The 15,021-nt window shown below is 72.1% G+C and carries 16 protein-coding genes; 4 read left to right on the top strand and 12 right to left on the bottom strand.

Going from position 1 to position 15,021, the window contains the following annotated elements; all coding sequences use genetic code 11:
* Positions 1 to 71: 71 nt before the first annotated feature.
* The 7 genes from D8M35_RS16365 to mvk all read right to left on the bottom strand — a co-directional run bounded on the left by D8M35_RS16365 (position 72) and on the right by mvk (position 6,169).
* Positions 72 to 239 (bottom strand): hypothetical protein, encoded by a 168-nt coding sequence (locus tag D8M35_RS16365; protein ID WP_153257434.1) that lies wholly within the window; start codon positions 237 to 239, stop codon positions 72 to 74.
* A 136-nt stretch (positions 240 to 375) separates the two neighbouring features.
* Positions 376 to 759, bottom strand: a complete 384-nt coding sequence (locus tag D8M35_RS07955; protein ID WP_126891369.1) for an ATP-dependent DNA ligase — start codon at positions 757 to 759, stop codon at positions 376 to 378.
* Between the two features lie 104 nt (positions 760 to 863).
* A complete protein-coding gene (locus D8M35_RS07950) occupies positions 864 to 2,039 on the bottom strand; it encodes a hydroxymethylglutaryl-CoA synthase (RefSeq protein WP_126891368.1) in 1,176 nt (391 codons plus the stop codon).
* Positions 2,036 to 3,100: a hydroxymethylglutaryl-CoA reductase gene (locus tag D8M35_RS07945; RefSeq protein WP_126891367.1), complete on the bottom strand. Its 1,065-nt coding sequence runs from the start codon at positions 3,098 to 3,100 to the stop codon at positions 2,036 to 2,038. The genes D8M35_RS07950 and D8M35_RS07945 overlap by 4 nt, the downstream gene beginning before the upstream one ends.
* Positions 3,097 to 4,176 (bottom strand): phosphomevalonate kinase, encoded by a 1,080-nt coding sequence (locus tag D8M35_RS07940; protein ID WP_126891366.1) that lies wholly within the window; start codon positions 4,174 to 4,176, stop codon positions 3,097 to 3,099. The genes D8M35_RS07945 and D8M35_RS07940 overlap by 4 nt, the downstream gene beginning before the upstream one ends.
* Positions 4,173 to 5,180: a diphosphomevalonate decarboxylase gene (gene mvaD, locus D8M35_RS07935; RefSeq protein ID WP_238638144.1), complete on the bottom strand. Its 1,008-nt coding sequence runs from the start codon at positions 5,178 to 5,180 to the stop codon at positions 4,173 to 4,175. The genes D8M35_RS07940 and mvaD overlap by 4 nt, the downstream gene beginning before the upstream one ends.
* Entirely contained in the window at positions 5,180 to 6,169 is a 990-nt protein-coding gene (gene mvk, locus D8M35_RS07930) for a mevalonate kinase (protein WP_126891365.1), read from the bottom strand. Before mvk ends, mvaD begins: the two co-directional genes overlap by 1 nt.
* Positions 6,170 to 6,270: 101 nt before the next feature.
* On the opposite strand from mvk, the gene D8M35_RS07925 reads away from it, so the two are divergent.
* Genes D8M35_RS07925 through D8M35_RS07915 form a run of 3 tightly spaced genes read left to right on the top strand, consistent with a single transcriptional unit; the run spans position 6,271 to position 8,197 of the window.
* Positions 6,271 to 6,747: a MarR family winged helix-turn-helix transcriptional regulator gene (locus D8M35_RS07925; protein ID WP_174234715.1), complete on the top strand. Its 477-nt coding sequence runs from the start codon at positions 6,271 to 6,273 to the stop codon at positions 6,745 to 6,747.
* Positions 6,748 to 6,772: 25 nt separating this feature from the next.
* The gene (locus D8M35_RS07920) at positions 6,773 to 7,195 is read left to right on the top strand and encodes an organic hydroperoxide resistance protein (RefSeq protein ID WP_126891364.1); all 423 of its coding nucleotides are present in this window, start codon (positions 6,773 to 6,775) and stop codon (positions 7,193 to 7,195) included.
* 27 nt (positions 7,196 to 7,222) lie between these two features.
* Positions 7,223 to 8,197: a zinc-binding dehydrogenase gene (locus D8M35_RS07915; RefSeq protein ID WP_161972623.1), complete on the top strand. Its 975-nt coding sequence runs from the start codon at positions 7,223 to 7,225 to the stop codon at positions 8,195 to 8,197.
* A 95-nt stretch (positions 8,198 to 8,292) separates the two neighbouring features.
* Here D8M35_RS07915 and D8M35_RS07910 read toward each other — a convergent pair whose 3' ends face one another.
* From D8M35_RS07910 to D8M35_RS07900, 3 genes are all read right to left on the bottom strand, one after another.
* On the bottom strand, positions 8,293 to 8,997 hold the full coding sequence (locus D8M35_RS07910) for a DUF4396 domain-containing protein (RefSeq protein ID WP_126891362.1): 705 nt from the start codon (positions 8,995 to 8,997) through the stop codon (positions 8,293 to 8,295).
* A gap of 158 nt (positions 8,998 to 9,155) precedes the next feature.
* Entirely contained in the window at positions 9,156 to 10,613 is a 1,458-nt protein-coding gene (locus tag D8M35_RS07905) for a sugar porter family MFS transporter (protein ID WP_126891361.1), read from the bottom strand.
* Positions 10,614 to 10,835: 222 nt separating this feature from the next.
* Positions 10,836 to 11,345 (bottom strand): hypothetical protein, encoded by a 510-nt coding sequence (locus tag D8M35_RS07900; RefSeq protein WP_126891360.1) that lies wholly within the window; start codon positions 11,343 to 11,345, stop codon positions 10,836 to 10,838.
* Between the two features lie 110 nt (positions 11,346 to 11,455).
* Here D8M35_RS07900 and D8M35_RS07895 point away from each other — a divergent pair, with 110 nt between their 5' ends.
* Positions 11,456 to 12,361, top strand: a complete 906-nt coding sequence (locus tag D8M35_RS07895; protein ID WP_126891359.1) for a LysM domain-containing protein — start codon at positions 11,456 to 11,458, stop codon at positions 12,359 to 12,361.
* A 183-nt stretch (positions 12,362 to 12,544) separates the two neighbouring features.
* Here the strand turns inward: D8M35_RS07895 and pgi are convergent, their stop codons facing one another.
* Together pgi and D8M35_RS07885 are read right to left on the bottom strand one after the other, a co-directional pair.
* Positions 12,545 to 14,254, bottom strand: a complete 1,710-nt coding sequence (pgi, locus tag D8M35_RS07890; protein WP_126891358.1) for a glucose-6-phosphate isomerase — start codon at positions 14,252 to 14,254, stop codon at positions 12,545 to 12,547.
* Between the two features lie 143 nt (positions 14,255 to 14,397).
* Positions 14,398 to 15,021: HAD-IC family P-type ATPase (locus D8M35_RS07885; protein WP_126891357.1), on the bottom strand; the 624-nt coding region annotated here is incomplete at its 5' end.

Below are 15,021 nucleotides of genomic sequence, written 5' to 3'. Positions count from 1 at the left end.
GCTGACCCGCGCCGCTGTCGCGGCGTGCCCCGGCCGCCGAGGGACCGACGACCGGGGCACCCGAGGGACGGTCACCCGGTGACGGCGACCGACTCCGCATCCCGCGCGACGAAGAAGTCCGAGTACAGCGTGCACCCGTCCGGCTCGACGAGGAGACCCCTGATCCAGATCTCGTGTCGACGCTCCACCTCGACGACCGTCCCGAAGCGGTCGTCGTGCGTGCTCTCCGTGGCAGACATGCGGTTCCCTCCCACCACGGCACGCACCCGGTCGGCTCCCTGACGCCGGCCGTGGGGACGGTGCGTCCAGCGGCACCAGTACGCTACGGAGCCGCCCGCGGCAGCCGGAACCCGTTGACTCGACCCGGCCGCTGTGCTACTCCGTGTCGCCGGCGGACGCGGACTCCGCCGCCCCCGGGACGACCGCTCGGGACCACGCGGAGTCCGCCGCGGTGCTCGTGTCGGGTGGCTCGGGCACGAGCACGAGTCCGGCACCGGAGGTCGCAGCGGCGTAGAGCTCCTCGAGCCAGCTGCGGTTGATCGCGGGCACCCGGCTGCCCGCGAAGGTGAACCGCAGACTGACGTTCGGGTGCAACCAGACCGAGCTCCGCCCGTCGCCGTGGAGCACGTCGTCCTTCCACGAGAACACGAAGCGGTGCTCACGGCGGAGCATGTTGACGATCACGATCTGCAGGTGTGTGAGGGCCCGGTCGTCGATGCGCAGGTCGAGCACTTCACCGTCGTACACGAGTTGACCCATGAGGATCCTTCTACACCGCGCGAGCGGGCGAGGGACGGGAGCAGGAACGGACGGGAGGCGCGGTGCCAGCCGGCACCGCGCCTCCCGTCCGTCGTGGGGTCGCGTCAGTCCTGCGCGGTCGCCTCGTAGTGGCGGGCACCACCGCGCACGCCGGCGAAGCGGTACGGCGCGGCCGTGACGCGCGGACGCTCGACGTCCTCGCTCGTGGCGGCGCCGGCGGCGTGCAGCTCCCGGTAGGCGTCGACCGTCAGCGGGACGCGTGCCTCGAGCAGCGCGCGGACCCGGCCCTCGCGGCGGTGGGAGCGGTAGTCGGGTCGGACGATGCCGGTGATCAGCTCGCCGACACTGCCCGAGCCGTAGCTGAACAGGGCGATCCGCTCCCCGGCGAGGTCGTCGTCGAGGTCGAGCAGCGCCGCGAGCCCGATCCAGAGCGACGCCGTGTAGGTGTTGCCGGTCTGCTTGTTGTAGGTGAAGCCGATCGCGAGCTCGGACTCGTCGAAGGGCACCCCGACGTGCTGCGTGAGCTTCCGGTGTGCCTTGAGCGCCATCTTCGTGAACGGCTGGTGGTGGACGAAGCGCACGATGTCCTCGTACGCCGGGCCACCCTGCGACGCCAGGTCGTCCCACGCCCCGACGAACGCGTCGACGTAGGCGCTGACCGACAGCCGACCGTCGACGAGCGCGGTCGAGCGGTCGTTCGGTCGCCAGAAGTCGTCGACGTCGGCGGTGAAGACGCCGGCGGCGGGCTCGATCTCGATCAGGTCGGGGTCAGCGGAGACCAGGATCGCGGCGGCGCCGGCGCCCTGGGTGGGCTCGGCGGCGGTGTCGACGTCGTACCGCGCCACGTCCGCGGCGATGACGAGCACCCGCTCGTGCGGCGCGCGCGCGATGATGCCGAGGGCGAGCTGCACGGCGGCGGTCCCGCCGTAGCAGGCCTGCTTCAGCTCGACCACGCGGACGTTCTGCGGCAGGCCGAGCAGCCCGTGCACGTAGACGCCGGCGGCCTTGGACTGGTCGACGCCGGACTCGGTCGCGAACAGCACCGTGCGGATGCCCTCGACGCCGTGGCGGTCGATGACCTCCTTCGCTGCGGCGGCGCCCATGGTGACGATGTCCTCGTCGGGGGCGGGCACGCTGAACGCGTCCTGGCCGATGCCGACGTGGTACTTCGCCGGGTCGACGCCGAGCCGTTCCGCCAGGTCGTCGAGCTCGAGCACGTGGTGGCCGGTCGCGATCGCGATGTCGTGGATGCCGACGCGCACCTGCTGCTGAGCGGTCATGCTGCACCTCCTGCGGGCTTCGACCCGCGACGTTCCATGGCGACGTGCGCCGCCATCAGCTCCCCCGGGTTGGTCTGCGCGGCGAGCAGCGACAGTTCACCGCAGAGCACGGTCGCGGCGCACAGGGCGGCCAGGCGGCGGGCGTTCGCTCCGGGCTCGCGGTCCTCGCGGCAGCCGAGGCGCACCAGGGCGTCCTCGACGACGGGCAGGTCCCCGCCCTTGCCGTTGCCCACCGTGCCGACGATGAGGTGCGGCAGCGCGGTGGAGAAGTACAGGTCGTCGCCGCGGGCCTCGGCGTACGTGATGCCCTGGGAGCCCTCGACGATGTTCGCGGCGTCCTGCCCGGTGGCCAGGTAGAAACCGAGGAGCATGTTCGCGTAGTGCGCGTTCGCGGAGCGCAGGGCCCCGGCGATCGTCGAGCCCACCAGGTTCTTCGCCACGTTGAGCTCGGCGATGCGCTCCGCACTCGACCGCAGCCGCTTCTCGACGATCTCGCCGGGGATGACGATCTCGGCGATCGTGTTCCGGCCACGGCCACGGATGCCGTTCACCGCGGTGGCCTTCTTGTCGGTGCAGAAGTTGCCCGAGACGCTGACGTACCGCAGGCCCGACTCCCACGCGAGGATCGCGGGCAGCAGCTTGTCCGCCGCCTGCGTCACCATGTTGTGGCCGGAGGCGTCGCCCGTGGTGAACGCGAAGCGCAGGAAGAGCAGGTCGCCGACGATCTCGGGGTGCACCTCGATGAGCTTGGCGAACCGGCTCTGCCCGGCGACGATCTGCTCGAGCTCGTCCTGGCGCGCCAGGATCCGCCCGGCGGCGATGTGCGCAGCGGCCGCGCTGTCGGCCTTCACGACGACCGAGCGGGTCATGCGCTCGTCGACGACGGTCGCGACGATGCCGCCCTCGACCATGCGCGAGACGCGGGCCCCGCGACCCACGGACGGCCACAGCGGCGACTCGTACGTGGCGAGGGGCACCTCGTGCTCGCCCTCGACGGCGTTGCCGCTCACACGGATCGGCCCCACCCACTTCGTGGGGATCGGGGTCAGCAGGTCGGTCATTCGACGCTCCCTTCGGGCGCTTGCACCGCGACGCTGAGGTGTCTGATGTCGTGCGCCTCCCAGGCGCGGTGGATGCCGGCGAGGTCGGTGTCCGCCGGGACGAGCGCGATGCCACAGTCGCCGCCGCCGGCGCCGGACGGCTTCGCCGCCCCGCCGGCCGACTCGACCACGTCGCACAGGGTCGCGAGCCGCTCGGTCTCGATCTGCGAGCCCACGGACGCGCCGAGGCGCTGCATGAGCACGCGGGCGCGGCGGAGGGCGTCGAGCGTGATCGCCGCGTCGCCGGTCCGGAGGCCCGTGGTCAGGTCGTCGACGCAGGCGCGGCTGTCGTCGAGGAACGCCTGGTACCCGCCGTTGCGGTGCTTCCTGACCACGCTGACGAGCTTCGTCGTCGACGCCGGCGAACCCGTCCAGCCGACCAGGAGTTCGAGGTCCTTCGGTGCGGGCAGACGCTGCACGTCGAAGCCGCTCCAGGCGTCGGTGTCGTCGAGGATCGCGGTCACGGAACGGCTGTCGAGCATGGCCACCAGGCGTTCGCGGTCCGGTGCGCTGTAGCGGAGCCAGCCGCCGAACGTGCTCGCGGCGAGGTCGCCGCCGGACGCCCGGGGGTTGACCCGGACGGTCGCGAGCAGGGCGACCCGGAAGCGGTCGCGCTGGGAGAGCCCGATGCCGTAGAACCGGTCGAGTGCGCCGACCGTGGCCACGGTGACCGCGGCCGAGGACCCGAGCCCGAACTTCCGACCGCTGGCGTCGTCGAGCTGGCTCTCGATGCGCAGGTCGTGGAACCTCGGCGCGATGCCGCGCTCGGCGCGGAGCTTCTCGACGAGGTCGATCGTCGCCATGACGTAGTCGTAGGGGTGGTGCTCGCGGTCGAGCGCCAGGCCGTCCTCGTCGCGGGTCCACGTCAGCGGCAGGTGCCCGTACTCCTCGGAGTGCACGCTGCCGGCGCCGTGCCCCTCGCGCACCCGGGCGGTGATGGCCCGGTCGAGGGCGATGAGCACGGACGGCTGCCCGGGCTCGACGACGGCGTACTCGCCCGCGACGAACAGCTTGCCGTGGGCGCGGAACTCGATCACTCGGCGGACTCCTCCGGTCGGACGACGCCCACTCCGGGCGCCTCCGTTCCTTCGGAGCGGACGACCCGTGCGCCTGGTCCGGTGCCGGACTCGATGACGTCTCCGAGGCCGGCGAGCGCGGACGCGACCGTCCCGCGGTCCTCGGGCTTCGTCAGCACCACGACGTTCGGTCCGGCGTCGGCGGTGGCGTAGGCCTCGGTGCCCGCGGCGCGGAGCTCCGCGACGGCGTCGAACACGGCGACGCTGCGGGCGTTCAGGTACCGGATCGGCGGGAAGGCGCCCTCGATCGTGGCGTGCATGCGGAGCGCGTTGCTCTCGGTGAGCTCGCCGATGCGGGTGAAGTCCCCGGCGGCACAGGCGTCGAGCACCTCGCCCACGGTGTCGGTCGTCGACGTCACCCAGGCCGGGTAGAACGGCGAGGTCGCGATCGTGCGACGCATCGCCTCGCGCGAGCCGATCGCCTTCTCGCCGGCCGAGATCGTCACCACGACCATGGCCATCGGCGGGGCGGGCACGCGCTCGGCGTAGGAGCCCTGGTCGTCGCCCGCGTGCCAGACCGCGACACCGCCGGGGATCGACCGCGTGGCCGACCCCGAACCGCGTCGGGCGAGCCGGGACAGGTCCCGCTCGGACAGGTCGAGCCCGTACGCCGCGGCAGCCGCGGTCGCGAGCGCCGCGAAGCCGGACGCACTCGACGCCAGGCCCGCACCGGTCGGCACGGTGTTCTCGGAGACGACGGCCGCCCGGTCGGAGGACCCGGCGAGCTCGCGCACGAGGTCGAGGAACTGCTGCACGCGGAGCAGTGCGCCCTCGGGAGCTGCGCTGCCGTTGAGCACGAGCGAGTCGGCCTCCGCCGCGCCGTCGAGGGTGACGGTCGTCGTGGTCGGGAAGACGTCGAGGCCCATCGACACGCTGCCGGTGGCGGGCAGGGCGAGCTGCGCGTCGGCCTTGCCCCAGTACTTGACGAGCGCGATGTTGGGGTGCGCGACGGCGGTGGCGGTCATCAGGCGCGGGCTCCGATCGTGGTGGTCCAGGTCTCCGTCGCACCCGCTGCACGGAGTGCGGCGGACACGCGGTCGGCGTGCTCCCCGTCCGCGACGAGCGCGAGGACGCATCCGCCGCGCCCACCGCCGGTGAGCTTCGCGCCGAGGGCGTCCGCACGGCGTGCGGCGACGACGAGCCGGTCGAGGTCCGCGCTCGACACGTCGAGTTCGGTGAGCAGTTCGTGCGCGGCGTCCATCGTGGCACCGAGGGCCTGGGCATCGCCGTCCTCGAGTGTCCCCCGCGCGCGTCGCGCGAGGTCACCGATGGCCCCCACGACGGCGCCCACCGAGGCGGGGTCGGCGTCGTGGCGTTCCCGGACGGCGGCCACTGCCTCGCGCGTGTGTCCGGGGACGCCGGTGTCCGCGACGACGAAGGTGAAGACCGCGCCGAGCGGGACGGGCTCGACGACACCGCCCTCGAACCAGACGGGGACCTCGGCGACGACCCCTCGCGCGTCGAGCCCGGACGGCCGACCGTGCGCGACGCGCTCGCACTCCTGCACGAGCTCGTGGTGCTCCTCGGGACCGAGGGTCCGGCCGAAGGCGTCGGCCACGGCGGCGGTGACGGCGGCGGCGACCGCGGCGCTCGACCCCATGCCGCGGGCGGTCGGCACGGCGCTGTCGACCCGCACGTGCACGTGCTGCTCCTCGGCGCCGAGGTGTCGCAGCGTCGCCGTGACGGCGGTCACCGTCGGCAGCACCGCGGCGGGGGCGGTGTCGAGCGGCCCGGTGTGCACCGTCGACTCGAGTCGGCTGCCGTCGTCGGACGCCACCCGCGTGACCGTCGCCGTCACGCGGACGTCGAGCACGGGGAGCACGAGTGCGGGTACGCCGTAGACCACGGCGTGCTCGCCGATCAGGATCGTCTTGCCGTGGGACGACGCGGAGCCGGTGCGGAGGGGGGTCCCTGCGCGCGGGGTCGCGGTGCTGTCGGTGTCGTGGTTGGTCATCGTGGCTCAGGTCAGCCTAACCGGCCGGGCACCCGGACGTCCGTCTCCGAGCTGCGAACAACCTGATTGTGCACAACTGGGTTGCGTGCAACACTGGTCGCATGCCGGTGACCGACGAGATGGTGTGCTTCTCGCTGTACGCGGCGTCCCGGGCCACCACCCAGGCGTACCGCGCACTGCTCGAACCCTGGGGTCTCACCTACCCCCAGTACCTCGTCCTCGTGACCCTGTGGATCGAGGGCGACCAGACCGTGTCGACGCTCGGCGACCACCTGCAGCTCGACTCCGGCACCCTGTCACCGCTCCTGCGTCGCATGGAGCAGACCGACCTGGTCCGCCGCGAGCGCCGCAGCACCGACGAACGCGTCGTGACGGTCGCCCTCGGTGATCGCGGACGCTCGATCCGCCCCGAGCTCGCGCACGTCCCGGCCCGCATCGCGGCCGGGATGGGCCTGTCCGACGAGCAGGCCGCACTCGAACTCATCGCGACGCTCCAGCGCCTGACCACGACCATGCACGCCGCGGGCGACGACGCCGGCACCCCGACCCCCGACGCCCCCACAGCGTCGGACGACTGACCCCACGAAGGAAGGAAGGACCGCCATGGACGTCCTCTACACCGCCGAGGCGCTCGCCACCGGCGAGGGCCGCAACGGCCACGTCGCCACCAGCGACGGCCGCGTCGAGCACGACCTCGCCATCCCGAAGGAGATGGGTGGCTCCGGCAACGGCGCGAACCCCGAGCAGCTGTTCGCCGCCGGGTACGCGGCCTGCTTCCACTCCGCACTGCAGGGCGTCGCCCGCGCGCAGAAGGTGAAGATCACCGACTCCACCGTCGGCGGCCGCGTCTCGATCGGCCCGAACGGCCAGGGCGGCTACCAGCTCGCCGTCATGCTCGAGGTCGTCATCCCCGGCGTCGAGCACGACCAGGCCCAGGCCCTCGCGGACGCCGCGCACCAGGTCTGCCCGTACTCGAACGCCACCCGCGGCAACATCGACGTCACCATCGTCGTCTCGGAGGACTGACCCATGACCGACACCACCCCCACCACCATGCGCGCCGTCGTCCACGAGACCTTCGGTGAGCCGGCCGACGTCCTCACCGTCGCCGAGCGCCCCGTCCCGCAGCCCGGCCCCGGCCAGGTGCTCGTCCGCACGGTGCTCTCCCCGATCCACAACCACGACCTGTGGACGATCCGCGGCACGTACGGCTTCAAGCCCGAGCTCCCCGCCGCCAGCGGCACCGAGGCGCTCGGCGTCGTCGAGGCCCTGGGCGAGGGCGTCGACCGCCTGCAGGTCGGTCAGCGCGTCGCGGGCGGCACCTTCGGCGTCTGGGCCGAGTACTACGTCGCCGACGCGGCCGGGCTCGTCCCCGTCCCCGACGCGATGCCCGACGAGTCCGCCGCGCAGCTCGTGTCGATGCCGTTCAGCGCGATCAGCCTGCTGCACTCGCTCGACCTGCACGAGGGCGACTGGATCATCCAGAACGCCGCGAACGGCGCCGTCGGCCGCATGGTCGCGCAGCTCGGCAAGGCACGCGGCATCAACGTGATCGGCCTGGTCCGTCGCGCCGAGGGCGTCGAGGAACTGCGCGAGCAGGGCATCGACCGCATCGTCGCCACCGACGCGGACGACTGGAAGGACCAGGTCGCCGCGATCACGGGCGGCGCGCCGATCATCGCCGGCGTCGAGTCCGTCGGTGGCAAGGCCGCCGGCGACATCGCCTCGGTGATGGGCGAGAACGGCACCCTCGTCGTGTTCGGCGCGATGGCGTCGCCCACGCTCGAGATCCCGTCGGGCAAGGTCATCTTCGGCCAGCTGACGGTCAAGGGCTTCTGGGGCGCGGTCGTCAGCAAGACGATGCCCGGTGAGCTCAAGGGCCAGCTGTTCGGCGAGCTGATCACCCGCGTGCTCGACGGCTCGCTCACGCTCCCCGTCTCGGAGACCTTCGTCTTCGAGGACGCCCGCGACGCCGCTCGCGCCAGCGACACCGCCGGCCGCGTCGGCAAGGTGCTCCTGCGCCCGTAGCGCGGGTGCGGTCGTAACACACGACCAGCCGACGAACGGGAGGCGCGGTGCCGGCTGGCACCGCGCCTCCCGTCCGTCACGGGATGCGTCGACGGTCACATCGCCTCCTTCAGCCCCCTCCGCACCAGCAGCGCGTTCATCGGGTACGAGCAGACGAAGCCGGCGACCATCGCGACCTGCATCGCGACCCAGAACTCGGGCGTGAGCACGCCGACCCGGCCACCGAGCACTGCCGGCAGCAGCGCGAACTGCAGCACCGCCATCGCGCCGTACATGCCGACCTGCCACGCGGTGATGCTGAGGGTGTCGGCCTTCAACGCGGCGACGAGCCCGTCCCGCCAGCCGAGCCCGCGCATCGGCGCGATCGCCGCGTACTGGAACGCGATGCCGACGACGAACGCGATGACGAAGTCGATGGTCCACCCGGCGAAGATGCGGTCCTGGTAGAGCGTGCCGAGCCCGACGAGCGTGCCGAGCGCTGGGAACGCGACGAGCCCGAACTCACCGACGAGGTCACCGAGCGCGCACCCGGCGCCGCAGTGGCTCGTGTCAATCGCGGTGCCTGCCCACCGTCCGTGGCCGTCCACCGTCGCGCGGCCCCGACGCAGGTAGAACACGAGCCAGACCACGCTGCCGAACAGCATCGTCAGCGGCCAGACGAGCGCCATCACCCGCATCTGCGGCGGGTTCCGGACGACGTCGACCGCGACGAACACCGCGCATGCGATCGCGACGGCCAGCAGCCCCGCGCAGACGAGCGTCAATGCCGTCGGCAGATCCTGCAGCTGCAGTTCCGTCATCGCGTGCGCCTCCCGGTGATCGTTGTCTCCCGACAACGGAGCACCGTACACACGCCGCTCGGACGGTCGGTCGGGCGCGCGTCACCGGTGACCGGACGACGCGACGAGAGGCCCGTGGCAGCGTCGCCACGGGCCTCCCGTCCGTCGTGTCGCTGGGTCTACCGCCGCGCCTGCTTCGCGGGGACCGTGAAGATGTTGCCGGTGGTCACGCCCTCCTCGACCTCCTCGAGGGTGCGGCCGCGGCTCTCCGGCACGAACTTCCAGATGAAGACCAGGGCGAGCACGCCGACCACGGCGAAGCCGAAGAAGGTGCCGGTGATGCCGGTCGCCGCCACGATCGTCGGGAAGTACAGCCCGAGGAACGCGTTCGCGATCCAGAGGCAGAACACCGCGATGCCCATGCCCAGTGCGCGGATCTGCGTCGGGAAGATCTCCGACAGGATCACCCACGTCGCGATGTTGAGGAACGTCTGCATCGAGCCGACGAACGCGACGACCAGGAAGAGGATCACCCACGGACGAGCGGGGTTGCCCTCCACCAGGGTCATCGACGCGATGCCGATGAGGAAGTGGCACACCGTCGTCAGCGAGTACCCGAGGATGAGCGTCGTGCGGCGGTTGATGCGCTCCATGTTGGCGAGGGCGATCACGCCACCGACGACCGCGATGACACCCGGGGCGATGTTCGCGATGAGGGCCGCGGACTGCTGGAACCCGGACTCGATCAGGACGGTCTGGCCGTAGTACATGATCGAGTTGATGCCGGTGAGCTGCTGCGCGACACCGATGCCCGCGCCGATGAGCACGATCCGGATCAGCCACTTGTTGCCGAGCAGCGTCCGCCAGCCACTGACACGCTGGACCTCCACCTCGAGGTCGTTGGTCCGCCTGATGTCGTCGAGCTCGGCCTTCGCACGCTCCTCCGACCGGATCTCGCCCAGCACCGACAGTGCCTCGCCGTAGCGGCCCTTCGACGCGAGCCAGCGCGGCGACTCCGGGACCCGGAGCATGCCGATGAAGAGCGCGACTGCAGGCAGGGCGCAGACGGCGAGCATGACGCGCCAGACGCCGTTGCCCTCGCCCCACAGGTTGCCGATGACCGCGTTGACCACGAACGCGGCGAGCTGCCCGATCACGATCATGAGCTCGTTCCGTCCGGACAGCGATCCGCGGATCTCGTAGGGCGCGAGCTCGGCGAGGAAGACGGGCACGACCGTCGACGCGCCGCCGACCGCCAGGCCGAGCAGGACCCGGCCGACGACCATGACCCCGAAGGCCGGAGCGAAGACGCACGTGAGCGTGCCGACGAAGAAGGTCACGGCGAGCAGGATGATCGTCTTCCGGCGCCCCCAGCCGTCCGCGATCCGCCCGCCGAGCATCGCGCCGACGGCTGCACCGAAGAGCAGCGAGCTCGTGACGACGCCCTCGGTCAGGTTCGTCAGGCCGAGCTCCTCCTTCATGGGGAGCAGCGCGCCGTTGATCACACCGGTGTCGTAGCCGAAGAGCAGGCCGCCGAAGGTCGCGACGAGGGCCAGGACGCCGAGACGGCGACGGTGGGGCCCCTCTCCCACCGGTGGAAGTGCGACGTTCGGTGCTGTCGGCTTGATGTCGACCATTCGATGACTCCTTCGTCGGGTGACTGCGCGGCGATGCGTGCAGCGATCGTATCCCGATTCCATGTCCTGTCAATTGGACATTCTGTCGACCTGACGTTTGGACCGATCCAAGAAACGCCTGATGAGCGAGGGAGCGGTCCAATGTGTCCCGGTCCGGAACCATTCTGGCCGACGGCTCGACGAGGCACCGACGGCCGAGCGGTCGTCGGATGCCGCTGCGACTCAGGCGGGGTCGGTCGGACCGTCGCCGAGCACGTCGCCGAGCGAGGCCATCCCCGCCCCGTGGTCGGTGTACCGGCGGACCGTGCGGCGGGCTGCGGCGCTCGCGGCGCCGCCGAGCGTCGGGTTCCGCCGAGCGGCGTCGGCGACGCGGCCCGCGTGGCCGGCGGTCGACAGCAGGACGTTCGCCAACGCGCGCGCCGCCCCGGGCTCCGGGACCCCGGTGACGGTCCAGGCGCTGCGGAGCTGCTCGTCGGGCGTGATCCCGCGGCGGGTGCCCATCCGGTGCCAGTCCGACAGTGCTCCCTCGGTGCGCTCGGCGGCTCGTTCGACCTCGCCCGCGCGCCGGCGCTGGACGGCACGCGCGGCGTCGGCCGAGGCGTCGTCCGTGCTGTGTTCGCGCCCCTCGACCGCGGCGGCACGCTGCCGGGCCGCGGTGTCGTCGCCGCCGGCCTCGGCGATGCGAGCGGCGTGGGCGGCGGCAGCGGCAGCGAGGATGTCGTGGCGGTCCATGCCTCGACGGTAGCCGCTCGCACCGACAGCTGTACCCGCGGACACATCCGCTCGTGCCCGCTCCTCCCCGACCCGGGGCCGGCAGTAGCATCGGGACCCGAGGGGGAATCATGAACCGAACCGTCGCGACCGGCGCCACCGCTCTGGTCGTCGCCGTCGCGCTGTCCGGTTGCTCGCTGCTCGGCGGGACCGACGGAGCGCTCCCGGCGCCCTCGGTCCCGCCGACGGCGAGCCGGTCGCCAGCTCCGACCGCCACCGCGACCGAGGACCCGGACGCCGCACGGCTCGAGGCATCGGCGACACCGCGCGCACCCACCCCGGTCGCGAGCGAGGCGGCTGTCCCCGACCCCGTGCTCACGCCCGTCCCGGCCGGCACGGTCCTGGCCGAGGGTGACGTCGCGTCACCGAAGGGCAGCATCCACTTCCACTACCGGGTCGTCGCGGACGGGGACGACACCTTCACGGCGCAGTACACCGGCGTGACCTCGTCACTCCCCGTGCCGATCGGCGTCGGCTTCTTCGAGCGCGACCGGCAGGTGGGCGACGGCCTGACCTACCCCGGCGTGGGCGACGCCGTACTCGGCGGTCCGACCCCGGCGCCCGTGGGAGCGGACGTGCCGCTCGACGGCTCGGGCGTCGACCCGTCGGGGCTCGTGACGCTCGTGGTGTCGTCGGCGGCAGATGCCGCACGGACGGACCTGCCGATCGAGATCGCCGGTGGCAAGGTGCTCGCGGTCGCGCCCGTGCGGTGGTCGGTGCCCGAGCGGCAGACGAACGTGCACCCGGTCGACGGCGGGGCTCGGGCGAACGCCGCCGGTCCGGTCACGGCGACGACTCCCTCGGGAGCGCCCCGGTCCTACACGGTCGCTCCGGACGACCTCATCGGCGACGTGGCCGCACGCTTCGGCATCAGCGTGAAGGCACTCGTCTGGCTGAACGCCGACGTGCAGGTGTTCGGCGACGACCAGTACCTCTACGAGGGCACGACGCTCAACCTCGACCCGCTCGCCCGCTGACGCGCGCTGCGCGCTTGCCGAGTCTCGGCCTGGGCGACACTTCTCGCAGCGATCCGTCCGAGGAGTGTCGCGCACCGCGAGTCTCGCCCCGGGCGCCCCGGGCGCCCGCGGCACGCGCGCACCTGACGGACGGGAGGCGCGGTGCCAGCCGGCACCGCGCCTCCCGTCCGTCAGGTGCGCGCCTTACTCGCCGCGCAGCTCCAGGTACTTCGCGATGAGCGCCTTCGTCGAGGAGTCCTGCGACGCGAGCGCGTCCTGGTCGCCGTCGACGGCCGGGGCGATCTGCAGTGCGAGCTGCTTGCCGAGCTCGACGCCCCACTGGTCGAACGAGTCGATGCCCCAGATGGTGCCCTCGGTGAACACGATGTGCTCGTACAGCGCGATGAGCTGACCGAGCACGCTCGGGGTGAGCTCCGGCGCGAGGATCGACGTGGACGGCTTGTTGCCCGTGAAGGTGCGGGCGGCGACGATCCCCTCGTCGGTGGTGCCCTCCGCGCGGACCTCGTCGGCGGTCTTGCCGAACGCGAGCGCCTTCGTCTGGGCGAAGAAGTTCGCGAGGAACAGCGCGTGGACGTCCTGGCCCGGCTGCACGGCCCCGCCGTCGCCGGACTCGTCCTTGAGCGGACGGGCCGGCTTCGCGACCGTGATGAAGTCCGCCGGGATCAGGCGGGTGCCCTGGTGGATGAGCTGGTAGAACGCGTGCTGGCCGTTCGTGCCCGGCTCGCCCCAGAAGACCTCGCCGGTGTCCGTCGTGACGGGCGAGCCGTCCCAGCGCACGCGCTTGCCGTTCGACTCCATCGTGAGCTGCTGCAGGTACGCGGCGAAGCGGTGCAGGTACTGCGTGTACGGCAGGACCGCGTGGCTCTGCGCGCCGAGGAAGTTCGTGTACCAGACGTTGAGCAGGCCCATCAGGACGGGGACGTTCTGCTCGAGCGGCGTGGTGCGGACGTGCTCGTCGACCGCGTGGAAGCCGGCGAGGAACTGCTGCCAGTTCTCCTTGCCGATCGCGATGACGACCGAGGTGCCGATGGCGGAGTCGACCGAGTAGCGGCCGCCCACCCAGTCCCAGAAGCCGAAGGCGTTCTCGGGGTCGATGCCGAACGCCGCGACCTTGTCGAGCGCGGTCGACACGGCGACGAAGTGCTTGGCGACGGCGTTCGACTTCTCGCCGTCCGACGCGTCGGTCAGGCCCAGGCGCTCCCACAGCCACTGGCGGGCCAGGCGGGCGTTCGTCAGGGTCTCGAGCGTGCCGAACGTCTTCGACGCGACGATGAAGAGCGTGGTCTCCGGGTCGAGGTCCGCGGTCTTCTCGTAGATGTCGGCGGGGTCGATGTTCGAGACGAAGCGCGCCTCGAGCCCTTCCTGCACGTACGGCTTCAGGGCCTCGTAGACCATGACCGGACCGAGGTCCGAGCCACCGATGCCGATGTTCACGACCGTCTCGATGCGCTTGCCGGTGACACCGGTCCACGAGCCGTCACGCACCTGCTCGGCGAAGGCGTAGACCTTGTCGAGCGTGGCGTGCACGTCGGCGTCGACGTCCTGCCCGTCGACGACGAGCGCCGGCTCGATGCCCTCCGGACGACGGAGCGCAGTGTGCAGGACGGCACGGTCCTCGGTCACGTTGATGTGCTCGCCGGCGAGCATCGCCTGGAAGCGCTCGGCGACGCCGGTGTCCTTCGCGACCTGGAGCAGGGCGCCGAGGATCTCGTCGTCGACGAGGCCCTTCGACAGGTCGACGGTCAGGTCGGCGGCCTGGAACGTGTAGCGCTCGGCACGACCGGGGTCGCTGTCGAACCAGCCGCGCAGGTCCGGGGTGAAGCCGTCGGCGATGCCGGCGAGCTTCTTCCAGCCGTCGGTCGATGTGGGGTCGACGGGAGCGGATTCGGTCACTTCGGTCCTCCTGGGTACCTTCAAGACGTACTGGACCGCGGGTCACCGCAGCGCTGCGTCGCGGACCACGTCCGAGCGTAGTGCGCTCCGGCAGGTGACGTGCACAGTCGCCCGGGAGGCACGGTGCGCGTCCGCCCCGCCGGTCACGCGGTCGACGCCGCCGGCTCCTCGGCCGCGGCACGGAAGCGACGCAGGCGCAGGCTGTTCGTCACCACGAACACGGACGAGAACGCCATCGCCGCACCCGCCAGCACCGGGTTCAGCAGTCCCGCCATCGCCAGCGGGATCGCCGCGACGTTGTACGCGAACGCCCAGAACAGGTTGCAGCGGATCGTGCGGAGCGTCGCCCGCGACAGCCGGACCGCGTCCGCCACGACGGTGAGCCGACCGGTCACGACGGTGATGTCGCTGGCCGCGATCGCCGCGTCGGTGCCGGCTCCCATGGCGATGCCGAGGTCCGCGGCCGCGAGTGCCGCGGCATCGTTCACCCCGTCGCCGACCATGGCGACCGTCCGACCCTCGGCCTGGAGCCGCCGGACGGTCTCGAGCTTCGAGGCCGGGGTGGCCCGGGCGTGCACCTCGTCGATGCCGACCCGGTCCGCGACCGCGCGGGCAGCGCCCTCGTTGTCACCGGTGAGCAGCACGGGACGCAGACTCAGCGCGACGAAGCGCCGAACGGCCTCCGGGGCCTCGGGCTTCACGGTGTCGCCGACCACGACCGCGCCGAGCACGCTGCCGCCCCGTGCGACGAGGACCGCGGTCCCGCC

It is taken from the genome of Curtobacterium sp. HSID17257, from assembly GCF_003989515.1.
Taxonomy (GTDB): Bacteria; Actinomycetota; Actinomycetes; order Actinomycetales; family Microbacteriaceae; genus Curtobacterium.
Note: the sequence above shows the minus strand (reverse complement) of the source record. Positions and strands in the feature narration are given on the sequence as shown.

Bases quoted from the DNA above. Each gene is read 5' to 3' on its own strand.
- D8M35_RS07895 (WP_126891359.1), top strand. From the start codon at position 11,456: ATGAACCGAACCGTCGCGACCGGCGCCACCGCTCTGGTCGTCGCCGTC.
- D8M35_RS07950 (WP_126891368.1), bottom strand. From the start codon at position 2,039: ATGACCGCTCAGCAGCAGGTGCGCGTCGGCATCCACGACATCGCGATC.
- D8M35_RS07900 (WP_126891360.1), bottom strand. From the start codon at position 11,345: ATGGACCGCCACGACATCCTCGCTGCCGCTGCCGCCGCCCACGCCGCT.
- D8M35_RS07910 (WP_126891362.1), bottom strand. From the start codon at position 8,997: ATGACGGAACTGCAGCTGCAGGATCTGCCGACGGCATTGACGCTCGTC.
- mvk (WP_126891365.1), bottom strand. From the start codon at position 6,169: ATGACCAACCACGACACCGACAGCACCGCGACCCCGCGCGCAGGGACC.
- D8M35_RS07920 (WP_126891364.1), top strand. From the start codon at position 6,773: ATGGACGTCCTCTACACCGCCGAGGCGCTCGCCACCGGCGAGGGCCGC.
- mvaD (WP_238638144.1), bottom strand. From the start codon at position 5,180: ATGACCGCCACCGCCGTCGCGCACCCCAACATCGCGCTCGTCAAGTAC.
- D8M35_RS07915 (WP_161972623.1), top strand. From the start codon at position 7,223: ATGCGCGCCGTCGTCCACGAGACCTTCGGTGAGCCGGCCGACGTCCTC.
- D8M35_RS07955 (WP_126891369.1), bottom strand. From the start codon at position 759: ATGGGTCAACTCGTGTACGACGGTGAAGTGCTCGACCTGCGCATCGAC.
- D8M35_RS16365 (WP_153257434.1), bottom strand. From the start codon at position 239: ATGTCTGCCACGGAGAGCACGCACGACGACCGCTTCGGGACGGTCGTC.
- D8M35_RS07905 (WP_126891361.1), bottom strand. From the start codon at position 10,613: ATGGTCGACATCAAGCCGACAGCACCGAACGTCGCACTTCCACCGGTG.
- D8M35_RS07945 (WP_126891367.1), bottom strand. From the start codon at position 3,100: ATGACCGACCTGCTGACCCCGATCCCCACGAAGTGGGTGGGGCCGATC.
- D8M35_RS07925 (WP_174234715.1), top strand. From the start codon at position 6,271: ATGCCGGTGACCGACGAGATGGTGTGCTTCTCGCTGTACGCGGCGTCC.